Consider the following 22,300-nt stretch of genomic DNA (forward strand, 5'->3'; position numbering starts at 1 on the left):
CGTCCCTGCCCTTCGGGATGATCAGGCGGCAATGCCGCCATGCTTTGCCTTGCCAGAGTGATCGCGCAGAAGGACGGCAACGTCTTCGACGGTCATTGGCCGCGCGTAGTAAAAACCCTGCACCTCGGTGGCACCCTCGTTGCGGGCGAAGGCGAGTTGTGTTTCGTTTTCCACGCCCTCAAGGGTGGCTTCCATCTGCAGCGCCTTCGACAGGCTGATCATCGATTTGATGATTTCGGCGCTGTCGTTCTTGTCGAGATCGCGGGTGAAGGAGCGGTCGATCTTCAGCCGATCGAAGCGGAAGCGGCGCAGATTGTTGAGGCTGGAAAAGCCGGTGCCGAAATCGTCCATGGTGAGGCGGATGCCCAACTGCCGCACCCGCTCGATGGCGCTGATGACGCGCGGCGAAGGCTCCAGCAGGAGGCTTTCTGTGATCTCGAGATCGAGCCGGTCGGGCGAGATGCCGCTTTCGCGCAGCGCGCCCTCGATCTTGCCGACAAGCCCGCAATCCTTGAACTGCACCACCGACAGATTGACCGCCACGCCGATATGGTCGGGCCATGAGGCGGCGGCCCGGCAGGCATCGCGCAGAACCTGATGGCCGATGGGGATGATCATTCCCGAGCGTTCGGCGATGGGGATGAACTCGACCGGCGAGATCATGCCGCGTTCAGGATGCTGCCAGCGCAAAAGCGCCTCGAAACTGCGCAGTTTTCCGGTCGAAACGGAATAGATCGGCTGGTAATAGACCTGGAATTCGCCCTGGGCGATCCCCCTGCGCATGTCCGTTTCGAGCGCCGCCTGATGATCGCTGACGAGCTTCAGCTCGGCGCTGTAGAAGCGGTATGTGCTGATCGGCTCGCCCTTCGCCTCGTAGAGTGCGAGATCGGCGCAACGCAGGATATCGGAGCGCGATTTGCCGTCGTGGCCGATCCTGGCGATGCCGATACTGGTGTTGGGCGTTATCTGAGCATCGCCGAACGGGATGGACTCGGTCACGGCCGCAATCAGGCGATCGGCGAACCCGCCGGGGTCCTGATCCGCGTGATCGAGAAAATGCACGACGAAAAACTCGTCGCCACCGAGCCGGACCACCACATCGCCTTCCGACGCCGTCTTCGTCAACCGCTGGGCGACGGCAACGAGGACATGGTCGCCCACGACATGGCCCATGGTATCGTTGATATGCTTGAAATCATCGAGATCGAGCAGATAAGCATAGGCCTGACGCGCTTGCCAGCGCCCGGTCGAGAGCCCTTCCTCCATCGTCTTGGCGAGAAAGGTGCGGTTGAACAGACCGGTGAGAGTATCGGTGTGCGCCTGCTTGCGCGTCATCTCCTCCGCCTGCTCGAACTGATGCATCTGGTCGAGAAAGCGCTGTTGACGACGACCGAGCTCAAGAAAGATCCCGCCCATGATGAAAGGCAGGAACAGCATCAGGAAATGCATGACCGTGCCGGTGAAGGTCGCCCAGATATCGCTGCCAAGTCCCATCAGCAGCCTGAAACGCGTATCGAGAACGAAGCCCGAAACCGCCAGCACCGCGCCGATCGTCATGCCCCAGATGAGATAGGTGCGCTCCAGAGCGCGCAGCCTGTTCCTGTTGGATGCCTTGAAGAACATCGCCCCACTTCCCCCAATTCAGCATGATCCCAAAAAATTGTCGACTTTTCGGATCGGATCATGCGGCTTTAAAGCCTCCGCCGCATTTCCCCTTGCGACGGATTTCCCCATTGGGTTGCAGCTTCCACAAAGTTCTTAAAGATTGAATTAATCCGACTCAGCCGACCAGGACGCCATTTCTCCTGGCTTTTTGAATATTCTGCACCATTGGCGAAATGTTTGAGGGCGAGGCATGGATTCCTGTGACAAGCACCAGGAATGACGAAAGTTTACCTGTTGGCGGCTAATCCCCGCTAGGCATTGGTTTCCGCTTCCAGAACCGTTCTTAAAAGGCGGAACATCTCCACCTCGTCAGGCCAGTGCTTGTCACTGGCATCCATACCTCAGCAGCGCCGCTGCCATTACGGTGAAATTATGAGCGCGGCTTCTTGCCCTTTGCCGGCTTATCGCTGCGATAAGTCTTCCCGGCGCCGTCCTTCTTTTTCCAGCTTTTCGCCTTCGGCTCGAAATGTTCCTTCTGCCGGCGCGGGGCGGATGCGCCCTCGGCAGCGAGGCGGATGGTGACGCCTTTTTCGCCAGTGCCGCGCTCGCGGAGATTTGCGAGATAATCATCGGCCTTCGACGCGGCGATCTCGAAGCGGGTTTCCGTTTCCAGAATGCGGATCGAGCCGACATCGCGTTTCGTCACCCCGCCCGCCTTGCAGATCATCGGCAGGAGCCAGCGCGGATCGGCGCGATGCTTGCGGCCGAGCGAGAGAGAAAACCAGGCGCCGTCTTCCATGAACTTCGCAGGCCGTTCTCCCCGTTCGCCCCGTTCTGGCCGATCGTACCCACCGGTACGCTGGTCGTACTTGCTGGTACGCTCACCACCCTTGCGGTCTTGGCCGAGCGGGCGCACTGGCACGTCGGAAATCTCTTCCGGTGCCGGGCGGGCGGCAAGCTCTCGGCGCAGATAGGCGGCGGCGATCTGCTCAGGCGTATAGAGCGCCTGAAGCTCCTTGATCAGGTCCTGCTCATCCTCGCCCGCCGCTTCCGACAGCGCCGGATCGTGCAGAATGCGCTCGCGGTTCTTCTCCTGAATGGCGGGGATGCCGGGAGCGTTCACGGTCGCCGCCTCCAGTTTCGCCATCTGCAACAGCCGCTCGGCGCTGCGGCGGCGGGAGAACGGCACGATCAGGACGCAGGTACCCTTGCGGCCGGCGCGGCCCGTGCGCCCGCTGCGGTGCAAGAGTGTTTCCGGATTGCTTGGCAGATCGGCATGGATGACGAGATCGAGATTGGGTAGGTCGATGCCGCGCGCCGCGACGTCGGTCGCCACGCAGATGCGGGCACGCCCGTCGCGCATCGCCTGAAGCGCATTGGTGCGTTCCGCCTGGCTCAACTCGCCTGAAAGCGAGACGACCGAGAAGCCGCGGTTGGACAAACGGCTGGTCAGATGCTTCACCGCCTCACGGGTCGAGCAGAAGACGATGGTGTTCTGCGCATCAAAGAAGAGGAGCGTGTTGATGATGGCGTTTTCGCGCTCGCGCGGCTCGACGAGCATGGCCTGATAGCTGATGTCGCCATGCTGTTCCTTTTCGCTGGTCGCGGAAATGCGCAAGGCGTCGCGCTGAAAACGCTTGGCCAGCTCGGCGATGGACCTGGGAACGGTCGCGGAAAAAAGCAGGGTGCGGCGATCCTCAGGCGCTTCGCCCAGGATGAACTCGAGATCCTCGCGGAAGCCGAGATCAAGCATCTCGTCGGCCTCGTCGAGAACCACGGCCCGCAAGGCCGACATGTCGAGCGCACCGCGGGTGATGTGGTCGCGCAGCCGGCCCGGCGTGCCGACGACGATATGCGCACCCCGCTCCAACGCGCGCCGCTCGGTGCGGATATCCATGCCGCCGACGCAGGAGGCGATCCGGCCGCCGGCTTCGGCATAAAGCCATTCGAGCTCGCGGCGCACCTGCAGGGCCAGCTCGCGCGTCGGCGCGATGATGAGCGCCAAGGGCGCGCCCGGCGTCTCGAAACGCTCCGCATCGCCCAGCAAGGTCGGGGCAATGGCGATGCCGAAGGCCACCGTCTTGCCGGAACCGGTCTGCGCCGAGACCAGAAGATCCGCTCCCTCGGCCTCAGGCGCCAGCACGGCGGTCTGGACGGAGGTAAGCGCCGTATAACCACGAGCGGCAAGAGCGCCGGACAGCGCCGGAGCGATGGAAGCAGACAGGGACATGGATGACTTTCTATTTGTTTTTAACGCATTTATGCGAACGCCAAATGTTCCCATTTGGCTGCAAAATGCTCTATCACTCCTACCGCTCGATGCCTTGAGCACGATCCCTCGAGATCGCACGGTTGCGCGGCGGGCGGTACGGAAAACAAATTGCGTGTGGGCGCTGTTTAGCGGTTCATCCGCCATGCGTCAATTGCGGTGTGGTGGCCGCTCCCTATCCGCATTGCGGGCTTTGTCGAGATGATCCCCTCTCTTGCGATTTCTAACACTTAGCCTTCGGCTAAGATGTTGAAATCGCTTTCTCTCCCGCAAGGGGAGAGATAAAGCGCTGCAGCACCTTTCCTGCCAATCACAAAGCTGGAGATTGGCAAAAACGTTCATGCCGGTCTATCTCCCCCTGGGCGGGGGAGAAAGCAAATTCCTGGGCTTAGCGAAGCTAAGTCCTTAGAATTTGCAAGAGAGGGAGCGATGCCGCCGCCTAATGCGCCTCGTCCCAGTTCTGCGCCGCGCGGGCATCCACCTGCAGCGGAACGGAGAGCGAGACCGCGGGCATGGCCGCATTCTCCATCACATGGCGGACCACCGAAATCGTCTTGTCGACTTCGTCATCCGACACCTCGAAGACCAGTTCGTCATGGACCTGCAGGAGCATGCGCGCCGAGAGCTCCGCTTCGGCAAGCGCGCCGTCCATGCGGATCATGGCGCGACGGATGATGTCTGCGGCCGACCCCTGGATCGGCGCGTTGATGGCGGCGCGCTCGTTGAAGGCGCGCATCTGCGGGTTGGAGGAGCGGATTTCCGGGTAATGCGCGCGCCGGCCGAAGATCGTCTCGACATAGCCGTGCTCGCGGGCAAAGGCCTTGGTGGCATCCATATAGTCGCGAATGCCGGGGAAGCGCTCGAAATAGGTGCGAATATATTGCCCCGCCTCCTCGCGGGGGATCGACAGCTGATTGGCAAGGCCGAAGGCGGAAATGCCGTAGATGATGCCGAAATTGATCGCCTTGGCGCGGCGGCGCACCTCGCTCGGCATGTCCTTGACCGGGACGTTGAACATTTCCGACGCCGTCATGGCATGGATGTCCACGCCGTCCTCGAAAGCCTGCTTCAGCTGCGGGATATCGGCAACATGGGCGAGCACGCGCAACTCGATCTGGCTGTAATCGGCAGAGATGAGCTTGTTGCCCGGACTGGCGATGAAAGCCGTCCTGATCTTTCGGCCTTCCGCCGTGCGGATCGGGATGTTCTGCAAATTCGGGTCGGAAGAGGAAAGCCGTCCGGTCGAGGTGGCGGCCATCGCATAGCAGGTGTGGACGCGGCCGGTTTCCTGGTTGATATAGCCCGGCAATGCATCCGTATAGGTGGATTTGAGCTTGGTGAGCTGACGCCAGTCGACGATCTTGCGTGGTAGTTCGTGACCCGCGGCGGCCAGATCCTCCAGCACCTGCGCGGAAGTCGACCATTGGCCCGTCTTGGTCTTGGAACCGCCGGGGAAGCCCATCCTGCCGAACAATATGTCGCCCAGCTGCTTCGGCGAGCCGATGTTGAAGCGCTCGCCTGCGAGCTGATAGATCTCGTCCTCGATCGCGGCGGCCGACTGCGCCAGCTCGCCGGAAAGACGGGACAATATCTGCCGGTCGACGGAGATGCCGCGCGCCTCCATGCGCGCCAAGACCGTCACCAGCGGCCGCTCCAGCCGCTCATAGACGGAAACGGCGCCTTCGGCCACGAGGCGGGGCTTGAGGACGCGCCAGAGCCTGAGCGTCACGTCCGCATCCTCGCCGGCATAGGCGGTGGCGCGCTCCAAATCGACCATGTCGAAACTCACGGCGGATTTGCCGCTGCCCGCCACGTCCTTGTAATGGATGGTTTTGTGCCCGAGCCAACGCTCCGACAGGCTGTCCATGCCGTGGCCGCCGGGGCCTGCATCCAGCGCATAGGAGATCAGCATCGTATCGTCAAAGGGCGTGATATCGATGCCGTAGCGATGCATGAGCAGCCAGTCGAACTTCATGTTTTGGGCGATCTTCAGGACCGAGCGGTCCTCCAGCATCGGCTTCAACGCGGCGAGCGCCTGATCGAGCGGGATCTGGTTTTCCAGCATGCCGCCGCCCAGGAGATCGCCCGCGCCCGATTTATGCGCCAGCGGTACATAGGCCGCGCGGCCCGGCGCCAGCGCCAGAGAAAGACCGATCAGCTCCGCCTCCATCGGAAAGAGCGAACTGGTCTCGGTATCGAAGGCGACAATGCCGTTCTCGACCGCTTCGTCGATCCAAGCCTGCAGGGTGGCGAGATCGCGGATGCAGACATAGGCCGTCGTGTCGATCTTTTCGGCAGTCGCCGCTTCGGCGCGGGACCTGGCCAGCACGGCGGGGGTATTCTCCGGACCTTCGGGAGCGACCGGGGTGGCAGGCATGGCAGCAGCGCCACCCATCACTTCTTCCGGCGTCGCTTCCGCCGACACGCCGGTTTGGAGATCAGGCCCATGTGCGTCGGCGCCCCATTGCGTTTCGACCGGCACCGGCTCGATCAGGGCCGCATCCGTTTCGGTCGTCTCGGCGACGCGGCGGGTCAACGAGGTGAATTCCATCGCTTTCAGAAAGCCGATCAGCCTCGGCCCGTCCTGCGGCTCCAGCACCAGCGCATCGAGCGCGACATCGATCGGCGTATCGTTCTTCAGCGTCACGAGCTCGCGCGACAGCCGCGCCTGGTCGGAAAAGGCGATGATGTTCTCACGGCGCTTCTGCTGCTTGATCTCCGAGGCGCGGGCTAGAAGCGCGTCGAGATCGCCATATTCCTCCAGGAGCTGCGCCGCCGTCTTCGGGCCGATGCCGGGGATGCCGGGGATGTTGTCGGTACTGTCGCCGGTGAGCGACTGCAGATCGATCATCTTTTCCGGCGGCACGCCCCATTTCTCGATCACTTCCGGGACCGAGATCTGCTTGTCCTTCATGCCGTCATACATCGACACTTTGTGATTGACGAGCTGCATCAAATCCTTATCGGAGGAGATGATGGTGACGTCGCCGCCCGCTTCCACGGCAAGCCGGGCATAGGTGGCGATCAGGTCGTCGGCCTCGTAGCCTTCCTTCTCGATGCAGGGCAGGTTGAACGCCTTCGTCGCCTGCCGGATGAGCCCGAACTGCGGAATGAGATCCTCCGGCGGCGCGCTGCGGTTGGCCTTGTATTCGGGATAGATCTCGTTGCGGAAGGTCTTCGAGGAATAGTCGAAGATGACGGCGAAATGGGTCGGCACTACCCCGACATCGGTGTTGCGCGCATCCTTCAGAAGCTTCCACAACATGTTGCAGAAGCCGGACACCGCGCCGACCGGCAGGCCGTCCGACTTGCGGGTGAGCGGAGGAAGAGCGTGATAGGCACGGAAGATATAGCCCGAGCCGTCAACGAGAAAGAGATGATCGCCGTTTTTCATGGAGCAAGACTTAAAACAAACCGCCGGGAATTGGAATGAAGTCTCTGTCAGGAGGCTGAACGATCCACGCCAAAGTGCGTGCAGCAAAAAAGTGCGTGGTAGGAATTGCCGGGGATTTCAACATCACGCTTTTGTTACAAATATGTAATGTTTCGTGCCCTTGAATCGCCACGTTCCTCTCGCCAAATCATAACCGTCGACAACACGTCGATATCCGGTCTTCTGGCCCGTCCCCCGCTGGATTCCGGATCGGGCGGCAGCCTCACATCCCCCCTCTCCGGGCTGCCGCTTCATTATAATGATCTGGCCGCTGCGGTACCCCCCTCACCGCAGCGGTCAAGTCTTTTTAGGGCGCCGTTCAGAGCGCCCTTCCTCTTTTCGCTTCCAAATACAGTTACCTGCCGGCTCGCCTTGTTGCGATTGCCTTTTTGCGATATCCTGATTGCTAAAAGGAGATATCATTATGCCGCTCTTCATACGCGACGATGAGGTGGCCGCCATGGCTGAGGAACTGGCGAGACTCACCAAGACGCGCAGCAAGACCGAGGCAGTGCGCATGGCGCTTCAGCACGAGCTGGATCGCACCCGGGCGCATGTACCGCTGCGTGATCGCCTTGCTAGAATCCATGAGAAGGCTGCAAGAATCGGCTTGCCCAATCCCACCTTCGACATGAAAGCCTATACCGACGAGATGTGGGGCGACACCTGATGTTTCTGGATGCTTCGGCACTCGTTGCCGTTATCAACCAGGAAGCGGGCTGGCAGGAAATCGCAAAGCGCCTCTCCGACGTGCAGAACGCCTGTTTTGTTTCTCCGCTTGTGCGGTTTGAAGCCACACTAGCCGTCGCTCGCGCCGCCGCCACAGCAGGTGGGGCGGCAGTTAGGCCGAGCTCGGAACTCCTCGCCAGTGCACGCGAGATTGTCGACGATCTGATTGCAGAACTCGGTGCCAGCGAGATCAGCATTTCCGGAGAGATCGGAGACAAAGCCATTGATGCTGCGATGACCTACGGCAAAGCCGTCGGCCATCGGGCTGGCCTTAACTTTGGTGATTGCTTTGCCTATGCGTGCGCAAAAATCCATGGCGTCGGACTCATCTACAAGGGCGATGATTTCGCGCAAACCGATCTGGCATGAGGAATCCCTTTTCTCGATGACTCGCCTCTGTGCACAATCCTGAAAAATGGAATAGTCTGCGGCTCCCTTCGCGAATCGTAACCAGGTAGTCGCATGTCCACGCTCGATCCCGTTCTTTCCCATCTCGATACCAATCTCGACCAGAGCCTCGACAGGCTGGTCGAGCTTTTGAAGATCAAGTCGATCTCGACCGATCCCGCCTACAAGGCCGAATGCCGCAAGGCGGCGGAGTGGCTGGTGGAGGATCTGAAGTCGATCGGCTTCGATGCCAGCGTGCGCGACACGCCGGGCCATCCGATGGTCGTCGCCCATCATGAAGGGGCGACGCCGGATGCGCCGCACGCCCTCTTCTACGGCCATTACGACGTGCAGCCGGTCGATCCGCTGAACCTTTGGGAAAACGATCCCTTTTCGCCCGCCGTCAAAGAGGTTGAGCCGGGCCGCAAGATCATCACCGGGCGCGGCACCTCCGACGACAAGGGCCAGTTGATGACCTTTGTCGAGGCCTGCCGGGCCTACAAGGCGGTTCACGGCAATCTGCCCTGCCGCATCACCATCCTTTTCGAGGGCGAAGAGGAATCCGGCTCGCCATCGCTCAAGCCTTTCCTTAAAGAGCATGCAGAGGAGCTGAAGGCGGATTTCGCGCTTGTCTGCGATACCGGCATGTGGGACCGCGAGACGCCTGCGATTTCGGTGGGCCTGCGCGGCCTTGTGGGCGAGGAAATCATCGTCAAGGCGGCCGACCGCGACCTGCACTCCGGCTTCTTCGGCGGTGCGGCGGCAAACCCGATCCACATCTTGACCCGCATTCTCGCCGATCTGCACGACGAGAACGGACGTGTCACCCTGCCGGGCTTCTATGACGGTGTGGAGGAAACGCCGAAACAGATCCTGCAGATGTGGGACGGGCTCGGCCGCACGGCGGAGACTTTTCTCGGGCCGATCGGTCTTTCCATTCCATCGGGCGAAAAGGGCAGGAGCGTTCTGGAGCTCACCTGGGCGCGGCCGACGGCGGAAGTCAACGGCATCACCGGCGGCTATACCGGCCAGGGCTTCAAGACGGTGATCGCAGCGGAAGCCTCCGCCAAGGTCTCGTTCCGCCTCGTGCATCAACAGAACCCGGACAAGATCCGCGCCGCGTTCCGCGAATTCGTCAAGGCGCGCATTCCGGCCGACTGCTCGGTGGAGTTCCACCCGCATGGCGGTTCGCCGGCCATCCAGCTTTCCTACGATTCACCACTTCTCACCAAGGCCAAGGATGCGCTTTCGGACGAATGGCCGAAGCCGGCCGTGCTGATCGCCATGGGCGGCTCGATCCCCATCGTCGGCGATTTCCAGTCGATGCTCGGTATGGAATCGCTGCTCGTCGGCTTCGGGCTGGAAGACGACCGCATCCACTCGCCGAACGAGAAATACGAGCTTCAATCCTTCCACAAGGGCCAGCGCTCATGGGCACGCATCCTCGCTGCCCTGGCCAAGAGATAACAGGAACAGCCGCATGAGCATCCGCTTTCACAAAAACGACCTGCCTGATCTTTCACACTATCAGGTCGACGCCGTCGCCATCGATACCGAGACGCTCGGCCTCAAACCGCATCGCGACCGGCTCTGCGTGGTGCAGATATCGCCCGGCGACGGCACAGCGGACGTGATCCAGATCGCGCCCGGACAGAAGAAGGCGCCCAATCTGGTGCGGCTCCTGAGGGATCGTTCGATCACCAAGATCTTCCACTACGGCCGGTTCGACCTGGCCGTGCTCGCCCACACCTTCGGCGTCATGGCTCAGCCGGTCTTCTGCACCAAGATCGCATCCCGGCTCACCCGCACCTATACGGACCGGCACGGGTTGAAGGAGCTCTGCGGCGAACTGCTCGACGTGACGATTTCCAAGCAGCAGCAATCCTCGGACTGGGCGGCGGAGGTGCTTTCACCCGCGCAGCTCGAATATGCGGCTTCCGACGTGCTCTATCTGCACCGGCTCAAGGATGTGCTGGAGGCAAGGCTGAAGCGCGACGGACGGCTTAAGGAGGCCGAAGCCTGCTTCCGCTTCCTGCCGACCCGCGCCAAGCTCGACCTGATGGGCTGGGATGAAGAGGATATTTTTGCTCATAGCTGAGTGAATATATTCATGCTTCCGTAGCGGCCACGGCACCGTAGAGGAATGGATCCCAGTGACGAGCACTGGGATCCATTCCTTTACATTTCCATGACAGCAACGGTTCATAACAGATTCCGGCGCTATTCACTTACTCCGCCGCCACAGCCGCCGTTTTCTTTTGCGGCGCCCTGTCGATGATGGCCCATGCCGGACGCTTGAACAGGAAGTGGCCGTAGCCGCTCCATTGCACCAGCGCATAGAGGATGACCGGGCCGACGACGCCGGCGGCGGTCGTCAGGAACGAGATCGTGCCGATATCGGCGATGACGCCGCTCTTGAGAAGCACGGTGCGCGTCACCGCCATCGGCAGGAAAAAGGCGAGATAGACGACGATTGAATGGCTGCCCAGCCAGCTCAAGCCCCGGTGCAGCGGATTGGCCCCGGCAAGCCGTGAGAGGAGCGCCGAGGTCGCCACGATGGCGAAGGCCCCGGCGAGACCGAGGAAAAGCGAGATGAGAGGCAGTTCGCTCCAGCCGCCGCGCCCGCCTGACATGAAGGCCTCAGGCGTGAGCAGCGAAGCGAGAGAGGGAGGTGCGGGCGTGAATACCAGCACATATTCGACCAAGGCCCAGAGAGCCAGCCCGGCCAGCCCCACCAGCGGCCGCTGGCGCAGCCAGTCGGCGGCACGGAAAATGGCCGGGGCAAACGCATAGCCGGCGAAGAAATAGACGAAACGCCCGCAGAACTCATCGATCATCACCCAGCCGGTATGGATAGGCAGCGTCTCCAGAAGTGCGAGCGCTGAGAAGACGAGCCAGGCCGGCACTCTTTTGACCAGTCGCGTCACCAGGAAGAACACCGGCAGGATATAGATGAACCAGAGCGTGCCGAAGGGCTCGACGAAGGACATGAGATAGGCGGAGACGACGCCGCGCGCGCCTTCCTCCGCGGCGATGCCCGGCGCCTTGAAGACGAACTGGATCGTCAGCCACAGAATGTAGAAATAGAGGAAATGCACGACCTTGCGATCGATATAGCGGCGCCAGGGGCGGTCGATCACGAGGCCCAGGAACAGACCGGAAATCAGGAAGAAATCGGGCATGCGGAAGGGCTTGGCGAAGGAGACGACATAATGCATCCAGCCTTCCGCCCCCGCGGCTTTCTCGACGCCCAATGTGGAATGCATCATCACGACGAAGATGATGCACATGCCCTTGGCGATATCGACCCAGTCGACTCTCTGTTTTTCCATAATTCTCTTCGCGCCCCTGCCAAAAGAGGAATTAGCATATCCGCGGATAGCGGAGAAATGCTTATTTAAAAAGAACTTAACGTAACGTCATCTGAGCGCGAGGTTTTCCCTCGATGCTCAGCCATCGGTTGAACCGTTCACAAACTCGTGACGAGATTGTGGCAACTTCATGTCATAAACAGCCCTGCTTTTCCGGGCGCTGTGTCCTTTACGCTACAGACAAGATGCAACCCACGCGTATATAAGTTGTGCATCAAATGACTGGAGAAACGCCATGAAAGTTAAGTATTTCATCGCCGCTTCCGCGATTGCGCTGTGCGCGGCAACCAGCGCAAAAGCGGCGGACGTCGTCTACGATCAGGAACCCGCCCCGGTGTACACGCCGCCGGTTTTCAGCTGGACGGGCGCATATATCGGTGCCCAGGTCGGCTATGGATGGGGCAAGTCCGAGGCTGACGTCGGGGATGCCTTTTCCTCCGAACTGAAGCCGGATGGTTTCCTCGGCGGCATCTATGGCGGCTATAATTGGGAAGCCGGCAATAACATCGTTCTCGGCCTTGACGCCGACATCAGCTATGCCGATCTCCAGGAAGAAGCCGACTTCTTCGAAGGTGGCGCTTATCTCTACACCGGCGAAGCCAAGTTGCGCTGGTCGGGTGCCGTGCGTGCTCGCGCCGGTTATGCGGTTGACCGCTTCCTCCCCTACATCGCCGGCGGTGTCGCCTTCGGCGAAGTCGAGCACAATGCCAATATCGACGGCGTAAGCGTTCTCGACGACAAGAAGACCCAGACGGGCTGGACGCTCGGCGCCGGTGTCGATTATGCGGCCACGGATAATGTGATCGTGCGCTTCGAATATCGCTACACCGATCTCGGCGACGAAGATTTCGATTTCGGCGGCGTCAACTACAATGCCGATTTCAAGTCGCACGACATCCGTCTCGGCGTTGCCTACAAGTTCTGATCGCTCTCGCGTCAGCCTGCGTCGAAGCCCCGCGATTCGCGGGGCTTTTCCTTTATAAGCACATGGAATCCACGCATTTTCGCGGCGCCCGAGACGGGCTGGCGGATTTGCAAATTATAACTTAACGCCCCTTTAAACCGCCGCATTTACCCTGCAACCCCAAGGGACGATTACGACGTAAATTCAAGAAAGCGGGTTGATAAAGGGCATGGCTTCAGGCGGAGACAGGGGCAAGCGCATCGAACCTTCCTTCGGTGATGATAGCCGCAGGACACGGGACGATGATCTGCGCGTCGACGAAAACGACCGCGCCGCACCCGCGCCGGCACGCCGCAAGTCCAAATCCGCAAAGACCGGATCGAAACGAGACCGCAGGAATTCCGGCCGCGGCCAGAGGCGCGGCTTTTTCGGGCTTCTGCGCCGTATGGTCTACTGGTCACTGGTTCTGGGGCTGTGGGGCGGCATCGCCCTTGGCGGGATCGTCATCTATTTCGCGGCGCAGATGCCGCAGACCACCACCTGGACCATTCCCGACAGGCCGCCCAACGTCAAGATCGTCGACGTCGGCGGCAATCTCATCGCCAATCGCGGGACGACGGGCGGCGAGGCGGTCGGCCTTCACGACATGTCGCCCTATATCCCCCAGGCGGTCATCGCCATCGAGGACCGGCGCTTCTATTCGCATTTCGGCGTAGACCCGATCGGCCTCGCCCGCGCGATCATTACCAACATCACGAGCGGACGCATGGTGCAGGGTGGCTCGACGCTGACGCAGCAGCTCGCGAAGAACCTGTTCCTGACGCCTGAGAGAACCATCGAGCGCAAGGTCCAGGAAGTGCTGCTGGCGCTATGGCTGGAGCACAAATATTCCAAGGACCAGATACTCGAAATGTATCTGAACCGGGTCTATCTCGGATCCGGCGCTTACGGCGTCGCCGCAGCCTCGCGGCGTTATTTCGACAAGCCCGCGCGCGACGTGAACCTGATGGAGGCTGCAACGCTGGCGGGGCTGCTGAAGGCGCCTTCACGGCTTTCGCCGGCACGCGATCCGGAAGCCGCGTCGGATCGGGCGAAGCTGGTGCTCAACGCCATGCGCGAGCAGGGCATGATCCAGGACAGCGAACTGGCCGTCGCCATGAGCGAACCGCCGACACGCGCCGCCGCCTATTGGTCGGGCTCTGAAAACTATGTCGCGGACCAGGTGATGCGGGAACTGCCGGCGTTGATCGGCGAAACGAAGAGCGACGTGATCGTCGACACCACGATCGACCTGCATCTGCAGAAGATCGGCGAAGAATCAATCCGTGATCTCATCTCCGCCAATGGCAAGAAGATGAATGTCTCACAAGGCGCGCTGGTCTCCATCGACGGGACTGGCGCGGTGCGCGCCATGATCGGCGGCTATGATTATGCCAACAGCCAGTTCGACCGCGCCACCGAAGCCAAGCGCCAGCCGGGATCGACCTTCAAGCCCTTCGTCTATCTCTCCGCGCTCGAACAGGGCCGCACGCCGGATTCGGTGCGTAACGACGCGCCTGTCAAGATCGGCAAGTGGACGCCCGGCAACTACAACGGCAAATATTTCGGCCCGGTGACGCTTGCGACCGCGCTCTCGCACTCGCTCAACTCCGTCGCCGCCCAGCTCGTCATGGAAGTCGGCCCGCAAACCGTGGTCGATACGGCCCATCGCCTCGGCATCCAGTCGAAGCTGACGGCCAATGCCTCCCTGGCGCTCGGCACCTCGGAGGTGACGCTGCTCGAGCTGACCGATGCCTTTACGCCCTTCGCCAATGGCGGCTACACGGCGCCGGTGCACATCATCAAGCGCGTGACGGATTCGAACGGCAAGGTGCTCTATGAGAACACCCAAAGCGGCGGCGAACGCGTGATCGACCCACGGAATGTCGGCATGATGAACGCCATGCTGCGCCAGACCGTGGAAGACGGAACGGCAAAGAGCGGCAAATTCGGCTGGCCGGCGGCCGGCAAAACCGGCACCAGCCAGAACTTCCGCGATGCCTGGTTCATCGGCTATACGGCCAATCTCACCACCGGGGTCTGGTTCGGCAATGACGACGGAAAGCCGATGAAGCATGTCAGCGGCGGCTCGCTGCCGGTCAAGGCATGGAAGGAATTCATGGTCGCGGCCCACAAGGGCGTGCCGGTCGCCGAACTCCCCGGCAATTACCAGATCGAGAATGTGCTTCCGGGCGGCAGTGACGAACTGCCCGATTCCAATGCGCCCTCACCTTACGACCCGAACAATCCGGCCGGCGGCATGCCCATGGCGAACGAGGATGACGGCTATTGGCCGCCTGCGCCCGATGCGGCGCGAACCGGCTCGACGCGGATGATCGAAAGCGCGCCCGTCGCCTCGCGCGGCCCGGTCCCGCCCGCCGATGTCGGCGGCGGACGCCAGTCCGGCGGCAAGACGACAACGCTGCTCGATCTCATCATGGGGAATGCGCAGTAGGAGTGAGTAGGGAATAGTGAGTAGTGAGATAGTAGAGGGCTTCTACTCCCTACCTCACTTATCTCACTCGATCGTCAGCGTCCGCCGCACCGCGTTCTTCCAGCCGGCAATCTTGGCCTTGCGGGTCTTTTCATCCATTTTCGGCAGGAAACGGGTGTCCAGCGCCCAGCTTCTGGCGAAGTCCGCCTGCTTCGGCCAGATACCAGCCTTCGATGCGGCGAGCCAGGCGGCGCCCAGCGCCGTCGTCTCCAGGATGACCGGGCGGTCCACTGGCGCATCGAGAATGTCGGCCAGACGCTGCATCGTCCAGTCCGAGGCGACCATGCCGCCATCGGCGCGCAGCACCGTCTTGCGGCCGTCGGCTTTCCAATCCTTCTTCATGGCTTCCAGCAGGTCACGGGTCTGGTAGGCGACCGATTCGAGCGCCGCCCGGGAGAACTCCGCCGGGCCGGAATTACGCGTCAATCCGAAGATCGCACCACGGGCATCGGCATCCCAATGCGGCGCGCCGAGGCCGACGAAGGCGGGAACCATATAGACCTCCTGGCTCGGATCGGCGCTGTCGGCAAGCTTGCCGGATTCGGCCGCCGTGCCGATGATCTTCAGCCCGTCGCGCAGCCATTGCACCGCTGCGCCGGCGATGAAGATCGAACCCTCCAGCGCATAGGTGGTGCGCCCGTCAAGGCGATAGGCGATGGTGGTCAGGAGCCGGTTCTTCGAAAGCACCATCTCCGAACCGGTGTTGAGCAGCGCGAAGCAGCCGGTGCCATAGGTCGACTTGATCATCCCCGGCTCGAAGCAGGCCTGGCCGATGACCGCCGCGTGCTGATCGCCCGCAACGCCCAGGATCGGGATTTCAGCGCCGAGGATCTCCGCATCGGTGCTGCCGAAATCGGCGGCGCAATCCTTCACCTCCGGCAGCATCGCCTCCGGGATATCGAAGAGCTCGAGCAATTCCTTGTCCCAACGATTTTCGGCGATGTTGAAGAGCAGCGTGCGCGCCGCATTGGTCGCATCCGTCACATGGTTCCTGCCGCCGGTCAGACGCCAGATCAGGAACGAGTCGATCGTGCCGAAGAGAAGCTCGCCTTTGCGCGCCCTTGCCCGCGCACCTGGCACATTGCTTAAGAGCCATGCCAGCTTGGTGCCGGAAAAATAAGGGTCGAGCAGCAGGCCGGTCTTCCGCGTGACCATTTTTTCCAGGCCCTGCTTCTTCAGCTTGCGGCACAGATTGGCGGTGCGGCGGTCCTGCCAGACGATGGCATTGTGGATCGGCTTGCCCGTCGCCTTTTCCCAGACGACGACGGTTTCGCGCTGGTTGGTGATGCCAAGCGCCCCTACCTGCCCAGCCTCGATATGCGCGTTGCGGATCGCCTCGCCGCAAGTCGTCACAACCGAGCGCCAGATATCATCCGGGTCGTGCTCCACCCAGCCGGAGCGGGGATAGATCTGCGGAAATTCCTGCTGGCCAAGACCCACGACCCGACGGTCGCGGTCGAAGACGATGGCCCTGCTCGACGTGGTCCCCTGATCGATTGCGAGTACGTATTCCGCCATGATTCCTCCTCCATTCGCGCGTGCAAGCTAGCGCATCGGGACGAAAACAGGAATCGGCATAAGCGAAAATCACGCAACATTCACCGGACCCGAAGCTATTGCGCGCCTGCGGCAATGCGCAATTTGCGATTTGCATTCAACAGCCTCGAAATCTTGAGCGGTATCGTCTATTAAAAGACACCAACGAGGCACCTTTCATGACCGACATCACCACCAAGAAGACGCTTGTGCTGACCGGAGCGAGCCGAGGCATCGGCCATGCCACCGTCAAACGTTTCTCGCGCGCGGGATGGCGCGTCATCACCTGCTCGCGGCAGGATTTCTCCGAGAACTGCCCCTGGCCGGCCGGACCGGAGGATCACATCAGGATCGACCTTTCCGACCCCGAGGATATCGGCCGCGGCATTTCAGAAATTCGCCGGCGGCTGGAGGCGGAGGGCAGCAAGCTGCATGCGCTGGTCAACAATGCCGGCATTTCGCCCAAGGCGGAAGGCGGGCGGCGGCTCAATTCCATCGAGACGCCCATGCAGGTCTGGCGCGACGTATTCCAGGTGAATTTCTTCGCACCGATCATGCTGGCGCGGGGGCTCTTTAGGGAGTTGGAGGCAGCGCAGGGCTCGATCGTCAATGTCACCTCAATCGCCGGAAGCCGCGTACATCCCTTCGCCGGCACCGCCTATTCGACATCGAAGGCGGCGCTTGCCGCTCTGACCCGCGAAATGGCGTCGGATTTCGGCCCGCACGGCATTCGCGTAAACGCGATCGCGCCGGGCGAGATCGAAACCTCGATCCTGTCGCCGGGCACGGAAAAGCTGATCGAGCACCTGCCGCTGCGCCGCCTTGGCCAGACATCGGAAGTGGCCGACACGATCTATTTCCTGTGCACCGAGGCCTCTTCCTATGTCACCGGTTCGGAAATCCACATCAATGGCGGCCAGCACGTTTAAAACCCGGTGCGGCGTTTTCCATGGTTGCAAGAGAGGCGCAAAACCTTTAGCGCTTTCTCCGATTCAATCGGTTTAGGTGCCCGTTCCCAAGGGTTTGAGAGAGGAGGCCCGCATGATCATTTCCTGCGGTGAAGCGCTGATCGACATGCTGCCGCGCGAGACGGCGGATGGCCAGGCAGCTTTCGTTCCCCATGCGGGCGGTGCCTTGTTCAACACGGCCATCGCCATCGGCAGGCTGGGCGCGCCGGCCGGTTTCTTCTCCGGGCTGTCCTCGGATTTCCTCGGCGATATCCTGCGCGAGACGCTCCATCGCTCGAATGTGGATAGCTCCTTCTGCGCAACCGCCAACCGCCCGACGACGCTCGCCTTCGTGCGCCTCGTCAACGGTCAGGCGAGCTATGCCTTCTATGACGAGAACACCGCTGGCCGGATGCTGACCGAGGCCGACCTGCCGCAACTCGACGACAGGGTTTCGGCGCTGCTTTTCGGCGCGATCAGCCTTATTCCCGAGCCCTGCGGCAACACCTACGAGGCGCTGATGGCGCGCGAAGCGGGGCGCCGGGTCATCATGCTCGACCCGAACATCCGCCCCGGCTTCATTCCCGACCGCGAAAAGCACCTGGCGCGGCTGCGCCGGATGGTCGCCATGGCCGATATCGTGAAAATGTCCGATGAGGACATCGCCTGGTTCGGAGAAGGCACGGAGCACGACAAAATCGCCGCCGACTGGCTGACGCGCGGACCGAAGCTCGTCATCATCACGCGCGGATCGCATGGCGCCGACGCCTATACGCTGCGTGGCAAGGTCAGCGTTCCGGGCGTCAAGGTCACGGTTGCTGATACGGTGGGCGCGGGCGATACGGTCAATGCCGGCGTGCTGGTGAGCCTCCACAGGCAGGGGCTTCTCACCAAGGAAGCGATCGCCAATCTGACGGAAGACCAAGTCCATGCCGCAGTGGCGCTCGGCGTGCGCGCCGCGGCGGTGACTGTCTCTCGGGCTGGAGCCAATCCGCCTTGGCAGAGCGAGATGGCGGATTGAACGGTTCACGTTTGGCCTATGGCGTGGTGGTCGGTTGATGGGGCCATGACGTTGAGTCTTCGGTGATATTTGGATGACGCGTTTGCCGTTCCGGAACCTTCTCCCCAAAAACTTATCCCACAGTTCCCGCCCTGCCCTTATCCTTCCCCGCAGTTCTTCCCGCGGGAACGCGGCTCGCGACGGCGGGTCTCGCGGGGAAGAACCGGCGCCTCCGACGGCGGGAAAACGTATCTCGTCGTCCGGGGAGGCTCCGTCCAAGGGTTCCCCTGCCGGGACTACGCCCGGTGTGTGCTGGACGAGCACTTAAGGGGAGGGCCGAGACGGGACGTGGGGGCCGCAAGGCTGCCGCGACGATCCCCAGCCTTCGCCGAAGCGGAACGGGCGGAGACGGAAATCGCCGGACGGGGCGGTCCTGTGACCGCGGTCAAACTTACTATCAAAGATCGAGCGTTCGCATGACCGCCCGTCTTCCCATTCCCGGTTCAGGGCGTTCTTTCTCAATGGCCAGACGCGGAAAGCGGGCGTGGTAACGGTCCCCCGCTGCCCTCCCTTTCCCTTATGAAGAGATGACCGGCAAAAGGATGCTACCGCGCCAATGCGTCCAGCGCCGGGTAGAGCCTGCGATAGCTGATATAGGCGTCATCGAAGGCACCGCGCAGGCGCGCTTCCGGCTCAATCGTCTCGGCGATGTCAGGCAATGTGCAGATCGCCCACGGATCGGCTTTCTCCGCCGCGATAAGTCCCAGACGAGCTGCGCCGAACGCGCCGCCGAAATCGCCGTCGGCGGGAACGTCCACGGCCAAATCGAGCGCCGTGGCGATCGCTCGCAGCCAATAATCGGAGCGCGAACCGCCGCCCACGGCCGTCACCCGGTCGAGCCTGGTGCCGGCGGCCGCAAGCGCTTCCAGACAATCGCGGAATGCGAAGGCTACGCCTTCGACGACGGCCTGCGTCAGCGTGGCGCGATCGCTTTCACGTCCCAGGCCGACAAAGGCCCCGCGGATGGCGGCATCGTTGTGGGGCGTGCGCTCTCCCGAGAGATAGGGCAGGAAGGTGACGCCCGAGGGCGCCTTCAGCCTGTCCCCCAGCTCCGCCGTGAGGTTGGCGGGATCGCTGCGCGCTATGCCGGCATACCAGTTGAGGGCATCCGTCGCCGACAGGATGACGCCCATCTGGTGCCAGGTTTTCGGCAGGGCGTGGCAGAAGGTATGCACCGCACTCGCCGGATTGGGCAGATACGAACCGTTCGCGGCGAAGAGGACGCCGGAGGTGCCGACGGAGATGAAGGCGTGACCGGGCGACACGGTGCCCATGCCGCAGGCCGATGCCGCATTGTCGCCACCGCCGCCCGCGACGACCACATCATCGCGCATGCCCCAGCGCCGCGCGAGTTCCGGCTTCAGAACAGCGGAAATTTCCGTGCCCTCGACCAGCGACGGCATCTGGTTTTCGTCGAGATCGGTCGCGGCCAGAAGCTCGGGCGACCAGCGGCGCTCCTCCACATCGAGCCATGCGGTGCCGGCCGAGTCCGACATGTCGGAGACATATTCGCCGGTCAGCCAGAAGCGCAGATAGTCCTTCGGCAGGAGGACCTTCGCGATCTTCGCAAAAAGCTCGGGCTCATTGTTCTTCACCCAAAGGAGCTTCGGCGCCGTGAAGCCGGGGAAGACGATATTGCCGGTGATCTTGCGGAAGCGCGGATCGGCATCGAGGGCCGCCGCTTCCTTGTAAGCGCGCGTATCGTTCCACAGAATGCAGGGCCGCAGCACCTTGCCGTCGGCATCGATGAGGGTCGCGCCATGCATCTGACCGGAAAGGCCGATGCCGCGCACGGCGGCAAGCCGTGCGGGAAAGGTGGATTTCATCACGTCGAGCACGGTTTCCAGCGCGTCGATCCAGTGCGCAGGGTTCTGCTCGGACCAGCCCGAATGCGGGCGCGAGACATTCAGCGAAGCGGAGGCGGACGCGGTGATCCGCTGCTTGTCGTCTATCAGCAGCGCCTTGATGCCCGAAGTGCCAAGATCAATTCCCAGATACATGATGTGCCATCTCCTCCGTCTGGCCAATCCATCCTCTGTATTGTGCAAATCCCGCAGAAGACCAAAGTCCGCTCCTCCTAAACTTGCAAATCTCCTCAAACGCAAGCCCAGATGGAAAATTCGTCTTCACTTTTCAGCGAATCTCGCCTCGCCGAGCTAAACCTTCACCAGATGCTCCACGCGATCCTCGTTGCCGAAGAATTCGAGATAGCGCTGGACCTCCTTGGGATCACCTGTCGCCTTGCGGGGATTGTCCGAGAGCTTGACTGCCGGACGGCCGTTCGCCTCGCTGACCTTGCAGACCAGCGAGATCGCGTTGAGGCCATCGATATTGGTCGGCGCGCATCCCGCGAAATCATTGGTGAGGTTGGTGCCCCAGCCGAAGCTCATCCTGACGCGCCCATGGAAATGATGATAGGTTTCCTCGATGGTGTCGACATCGAGCGCATCGGAAAAGATCAGGAGCTTGTCGCGCGGGTCCTTGCCCTTCTCCTTCCACCAACCGATGATGCGCTCGCCACCCTCGATCGGCGGGGCGCTGTCAGGGCGGAAGCCCGTCCAGTCGGCCACCCAGTCCGGCGCATCGCGCAGGAAGGCGGTGGTGCCGAAGGCGTCGGGCAGCACGATCAGAAGATTGCCGCCATAATAGCGGTTCCATTCCTGCAGCACGCGATAGGGCGCGCTGCGCAGTTCCTCGTCATTGCGGGACAGCGCGGCAAGCACCATCGGCAGCTCATGCGCATTGGTGCCCAGCGCCTCCAGATCGGTGTCCATGGCAAGCAGCACGTTGCTCGTGCCGGTAAAGGCATCGCCGATGCCCTCCTTAAGTGCCTCGACGCACCAACGCTGCCACAGGAAGGAGTGGCGTCGGCGGGTGCCGAAATCAGAAATCTTCAGGTCAGGCAGCCGGCGCAGGCGCTCAACCTTGCTCCACATCTTGGCCTTGGCGCGGGCATAAAGCACATCGAGCGAGAAGGGGCCGAGCGATTTCATCGCCGCGCGGGAGCGCAGCTCGTTGATGATGGCGAGAGCCGGGATCTCCCACATGGTGGTGTACATCCAGGGCCCATGGAAATTCAGCTCATACTGGCCCTCGCGCCGGATGAGCTCGTATTCCGGCAATTGGAAATCGGCGAGCCAGGCGAGGAATTCCGGCGAGAATATCTGCTTGTGGCCATAGAACGAATTACCTGCCAGCCAGATCATCTCCTTCTTGCCGAAACGCAGCGTGCGCGCATGGTCGAGCTGGGCGCGCAGCTCGGATTCCTCGATCTCGTCGGCAAGGCGTACGGAGGTCGTACGGTTGATGAGCGTGAAGGTGGCGTCGACCTTGGGATAAAGACCCCAGATCATCTGCAGCATCAGGAGCTTGTAGAAATCCGTATCCAGCAGGCTGCGGATGATCGGATCGAGCTTCCAGGTGTGATTGTAGACGCGCCGCGCGATGTCAGTCTTGGCCATGTTGCCTCCCTCCCCGAAAGTCTCCCATTCACCGGATCGGGATGGGCGCGGGATATGTGCTGGCT

15 protein-coding genes are annotated in these 22,300 nt (G+C 61.8%); 8 read left to right on the forward strand and 7 right to left on the reverse strand.

The features are described 5' to 3' along the window. Positions 1 to 21: 21 nt before the first annotated feature. The 3 genes from ATN84_RS03990 to polA form a co-directional block, all read right to left on the reverse strand. Entirely contained in the window at positions 22 to 1,623 is a 1,602-nt protein-coding gene (locus ATN84_RS03990) for a putative bifunctional diguanylate cyclase/phosphodiesterase (RefSeq protein WP_068880197.1), read from the reverse strand. Positions 1,624 to 2,035: 412 nt separating this feature from the next. Further along, a complete protein-coding gene (locus ATN84_RS03995; protein WP_082766079.1) occupies positions 2,036 to 3,835 on the reverse strand; it encodes a DEAD/DEAH box helicase in 1,800 nt (599 codons plus the stop codon). Between the two features lie 478 nt (positions 3,836 to 4,313). Continuing rightward, positions 4,314 to 7,268 (reverse strand): DNA polymerase I, encoded by a 2,955-nt coding sequence (polA, locus tag ATN84_RS04000; RefSeq protein WP_068880198.1) that lies wholly within the window; start codon positions 7,266 to 7,268, stop codon positions 4,314 to 4,316. A gap of 463 nt (positions 7,269 to 7,731) precedes the next feature. Between polA and ATN84_RS04005 the strand changes: the two genes are divergently transcribed. The 4 genes from ATN84_RS04005 to ATN84_RS04020 all read left to right on the forward strand — a co-directional run bounded on the left by ATN84_RS04005 (position 7,732) and on the right by ATN84_RS04020 (position 10,521). Further along, entirely contained in the window at positions 7,732 to 7,977 is a 246-nt protein-coding gene (locus ATN84_RS04005; RefSeq protein ID WP_068880199.1) for a type II toxin-antitoxin system VapB family antitoxin, read from the forward strand. After that, positions 7,977 to 8,405: a type II toxin-antitoxin system VapC family toxin gene (locus tag ATN84_RS04010; RefSeq protein WP_068880200.1), complete on the forward strand. Its 429-nt coding sequence runs from the start codon at positions 7,977 to 7,979 to the stop codon at positions 8,403 to 8,405. The genes ATN84_RS04005 and ATN84_RS04010 overlap by 1 nt, the downstream gene beginning before the upstream one ends. 93 nt (positions 8,406 to 8,498) lie before the next feature. Further along, complete coding sequence (locus ATN84_RS04015; RefSeq protein WP_068880201.1) at positions 8,499 to 9,890, forward strand: M20/M25/M40 family metallo-hydrolase; 1,392 nt, start codon at positions 8,499 to 8,501, stop codon at positions 9,888 to 9,890. Positions 9,891 to 9,903: 13 nt separating this feature from the next. Beyond that, a complete protein-coding gene (locus ATN84_RS04020) occupies positions 9,904 to 10,521 on the forward strand; it encodes a ribonuclease D (RefSeq protein WP_068880202.1) in 618 nt (205 codons plus the stop codon). Positions 10,522 to 10,651: 130 nt separating this feature from the next. Here the strand turns inward: ATN84_RS04020 and ATN84_RS04025 are convergent, their stop codons facing one another. After that, complete coding sequence (locus ATN84_RS04025; protein WP_068880203.1) at positions 10,652 to 11,755, reverse strand: acyltransferase family protein; 1,104 nt, start codon at positions 11,753 to 11,755, stop codon at positions 10,652 to 10,654. 274 nt (positions 11,756 to 12,029) lie between these two features. Between ATN84_RS04025 and ATN84_RS04030 the strand changes: the two genes are divergently transcribed. Further along, entirely contained in the window at positions 12,030 to 12,719 is a 690-nt protein-coding gene (locus ATN84_RS04030; protein ID WP_068880204.1) for an outer membrane protein, read from the forward strand. A 208-nt stretch (positions 12,720 to 12,927) separates the two neighbouring features. Next, complete coding sequence (locus ATN84_RS04035) at positions 12,928 to 15,192, forward strand: transglycosylase domain-containing protein (protein ID WP_068880205.1); 2,265 nt, start codon at positions 12,928 to 12,930, stop codon at positions 15,190 to 15,192. Between the two features lie 63 nt (positions 15,193 to 15,255). Here ATN84_RS04035 and glpK read toward each other — a convergent pair whose 3' ends face one another. Next, positions 15,256 to 16,749, reverse strand: coding sequence for a glycerol kinase GlpK (glpK, locus tag ATN84_RS04040; RefSeq protein WP_068880206.1), 1,494 nt, complete (start codon positions 16,747 to 16,749; stop codon positions 15,256 to 15,258). 197 nt (positions 16,750 to 16,946) lie between these two features. Between glpK and ATN84_RS04045 the strand changes: the two genes are divergently transcribed. Both ATN84_RS04045 and ATN84_RS04050 read left to right on the forward strand, forming a co-directional pair. Next, positions 16,947 to 17,696: an SDR family NAD(P)-dependent oxidoreductase gene (locus ATN84_RS04045; protein WP_082766080.1), complete on the forward strand. Its 750-nt coding sequence runs from the start codon at positions 16,947 to 16,949 to the stop codon at positions 17,694 to 17,696. A 112-nt stretch (positions 17,697 to 17,808) separates the two neighbouring features. Beyond that, positions 17,809 to 18,735: a carbohydrate kinase family protein gene (locus ATN84_RS04050; RefSeq protein ID WP_068880207.1), complete on the forward strand. Its 927-nt coding sequence runs from the start codon at positions 17,809 to 17,811 to the stop codon at positions 18,733 to 18,735. Positions 18,736 to 19,319: 584 nt separating this feature from the next. Here the strand turns inward: ATN84_RS04050 and xylB are convergent. Further along, on the reverse strand, positions 19,320 to 20,774 hold the full coding sequence (gene xylB / locus ATN84_RS04055) for a xylulokinase (RefSeq protein WP_068880208.1): 1,455 nt from the start codon (positions 20,772 to 20,774) through the stop codon (positions 19,320 to 19,322). Positions 20,775 to 20,930: 156 nt separating this feature from the next. Next, positions 20,931 to 22,235: a nicotinate phosphoribosyltransferase gene (gene pncB / locus ATN84_RS04060; RefSeq protein ID WP_068880209.1), complete on the reverse strand. Its 1,305-nt coding sequence runs from the start codon at positions 22,233 to 22,235 to the stop codon at positions 20,931 to 20,933. Positions 22,236 to 22,300: the final 65 nt, after the last annotated feature.

This window comes from Paramesorhizobium deserti, from assembly GCF_001558695.1.
GTDB lineage: Bacteria > Pseudomonadota > Alphaproteobacteria > Rhizobiales > Rhizobiaceae > Paramesorhizobium > Paramesorhizobium deserti.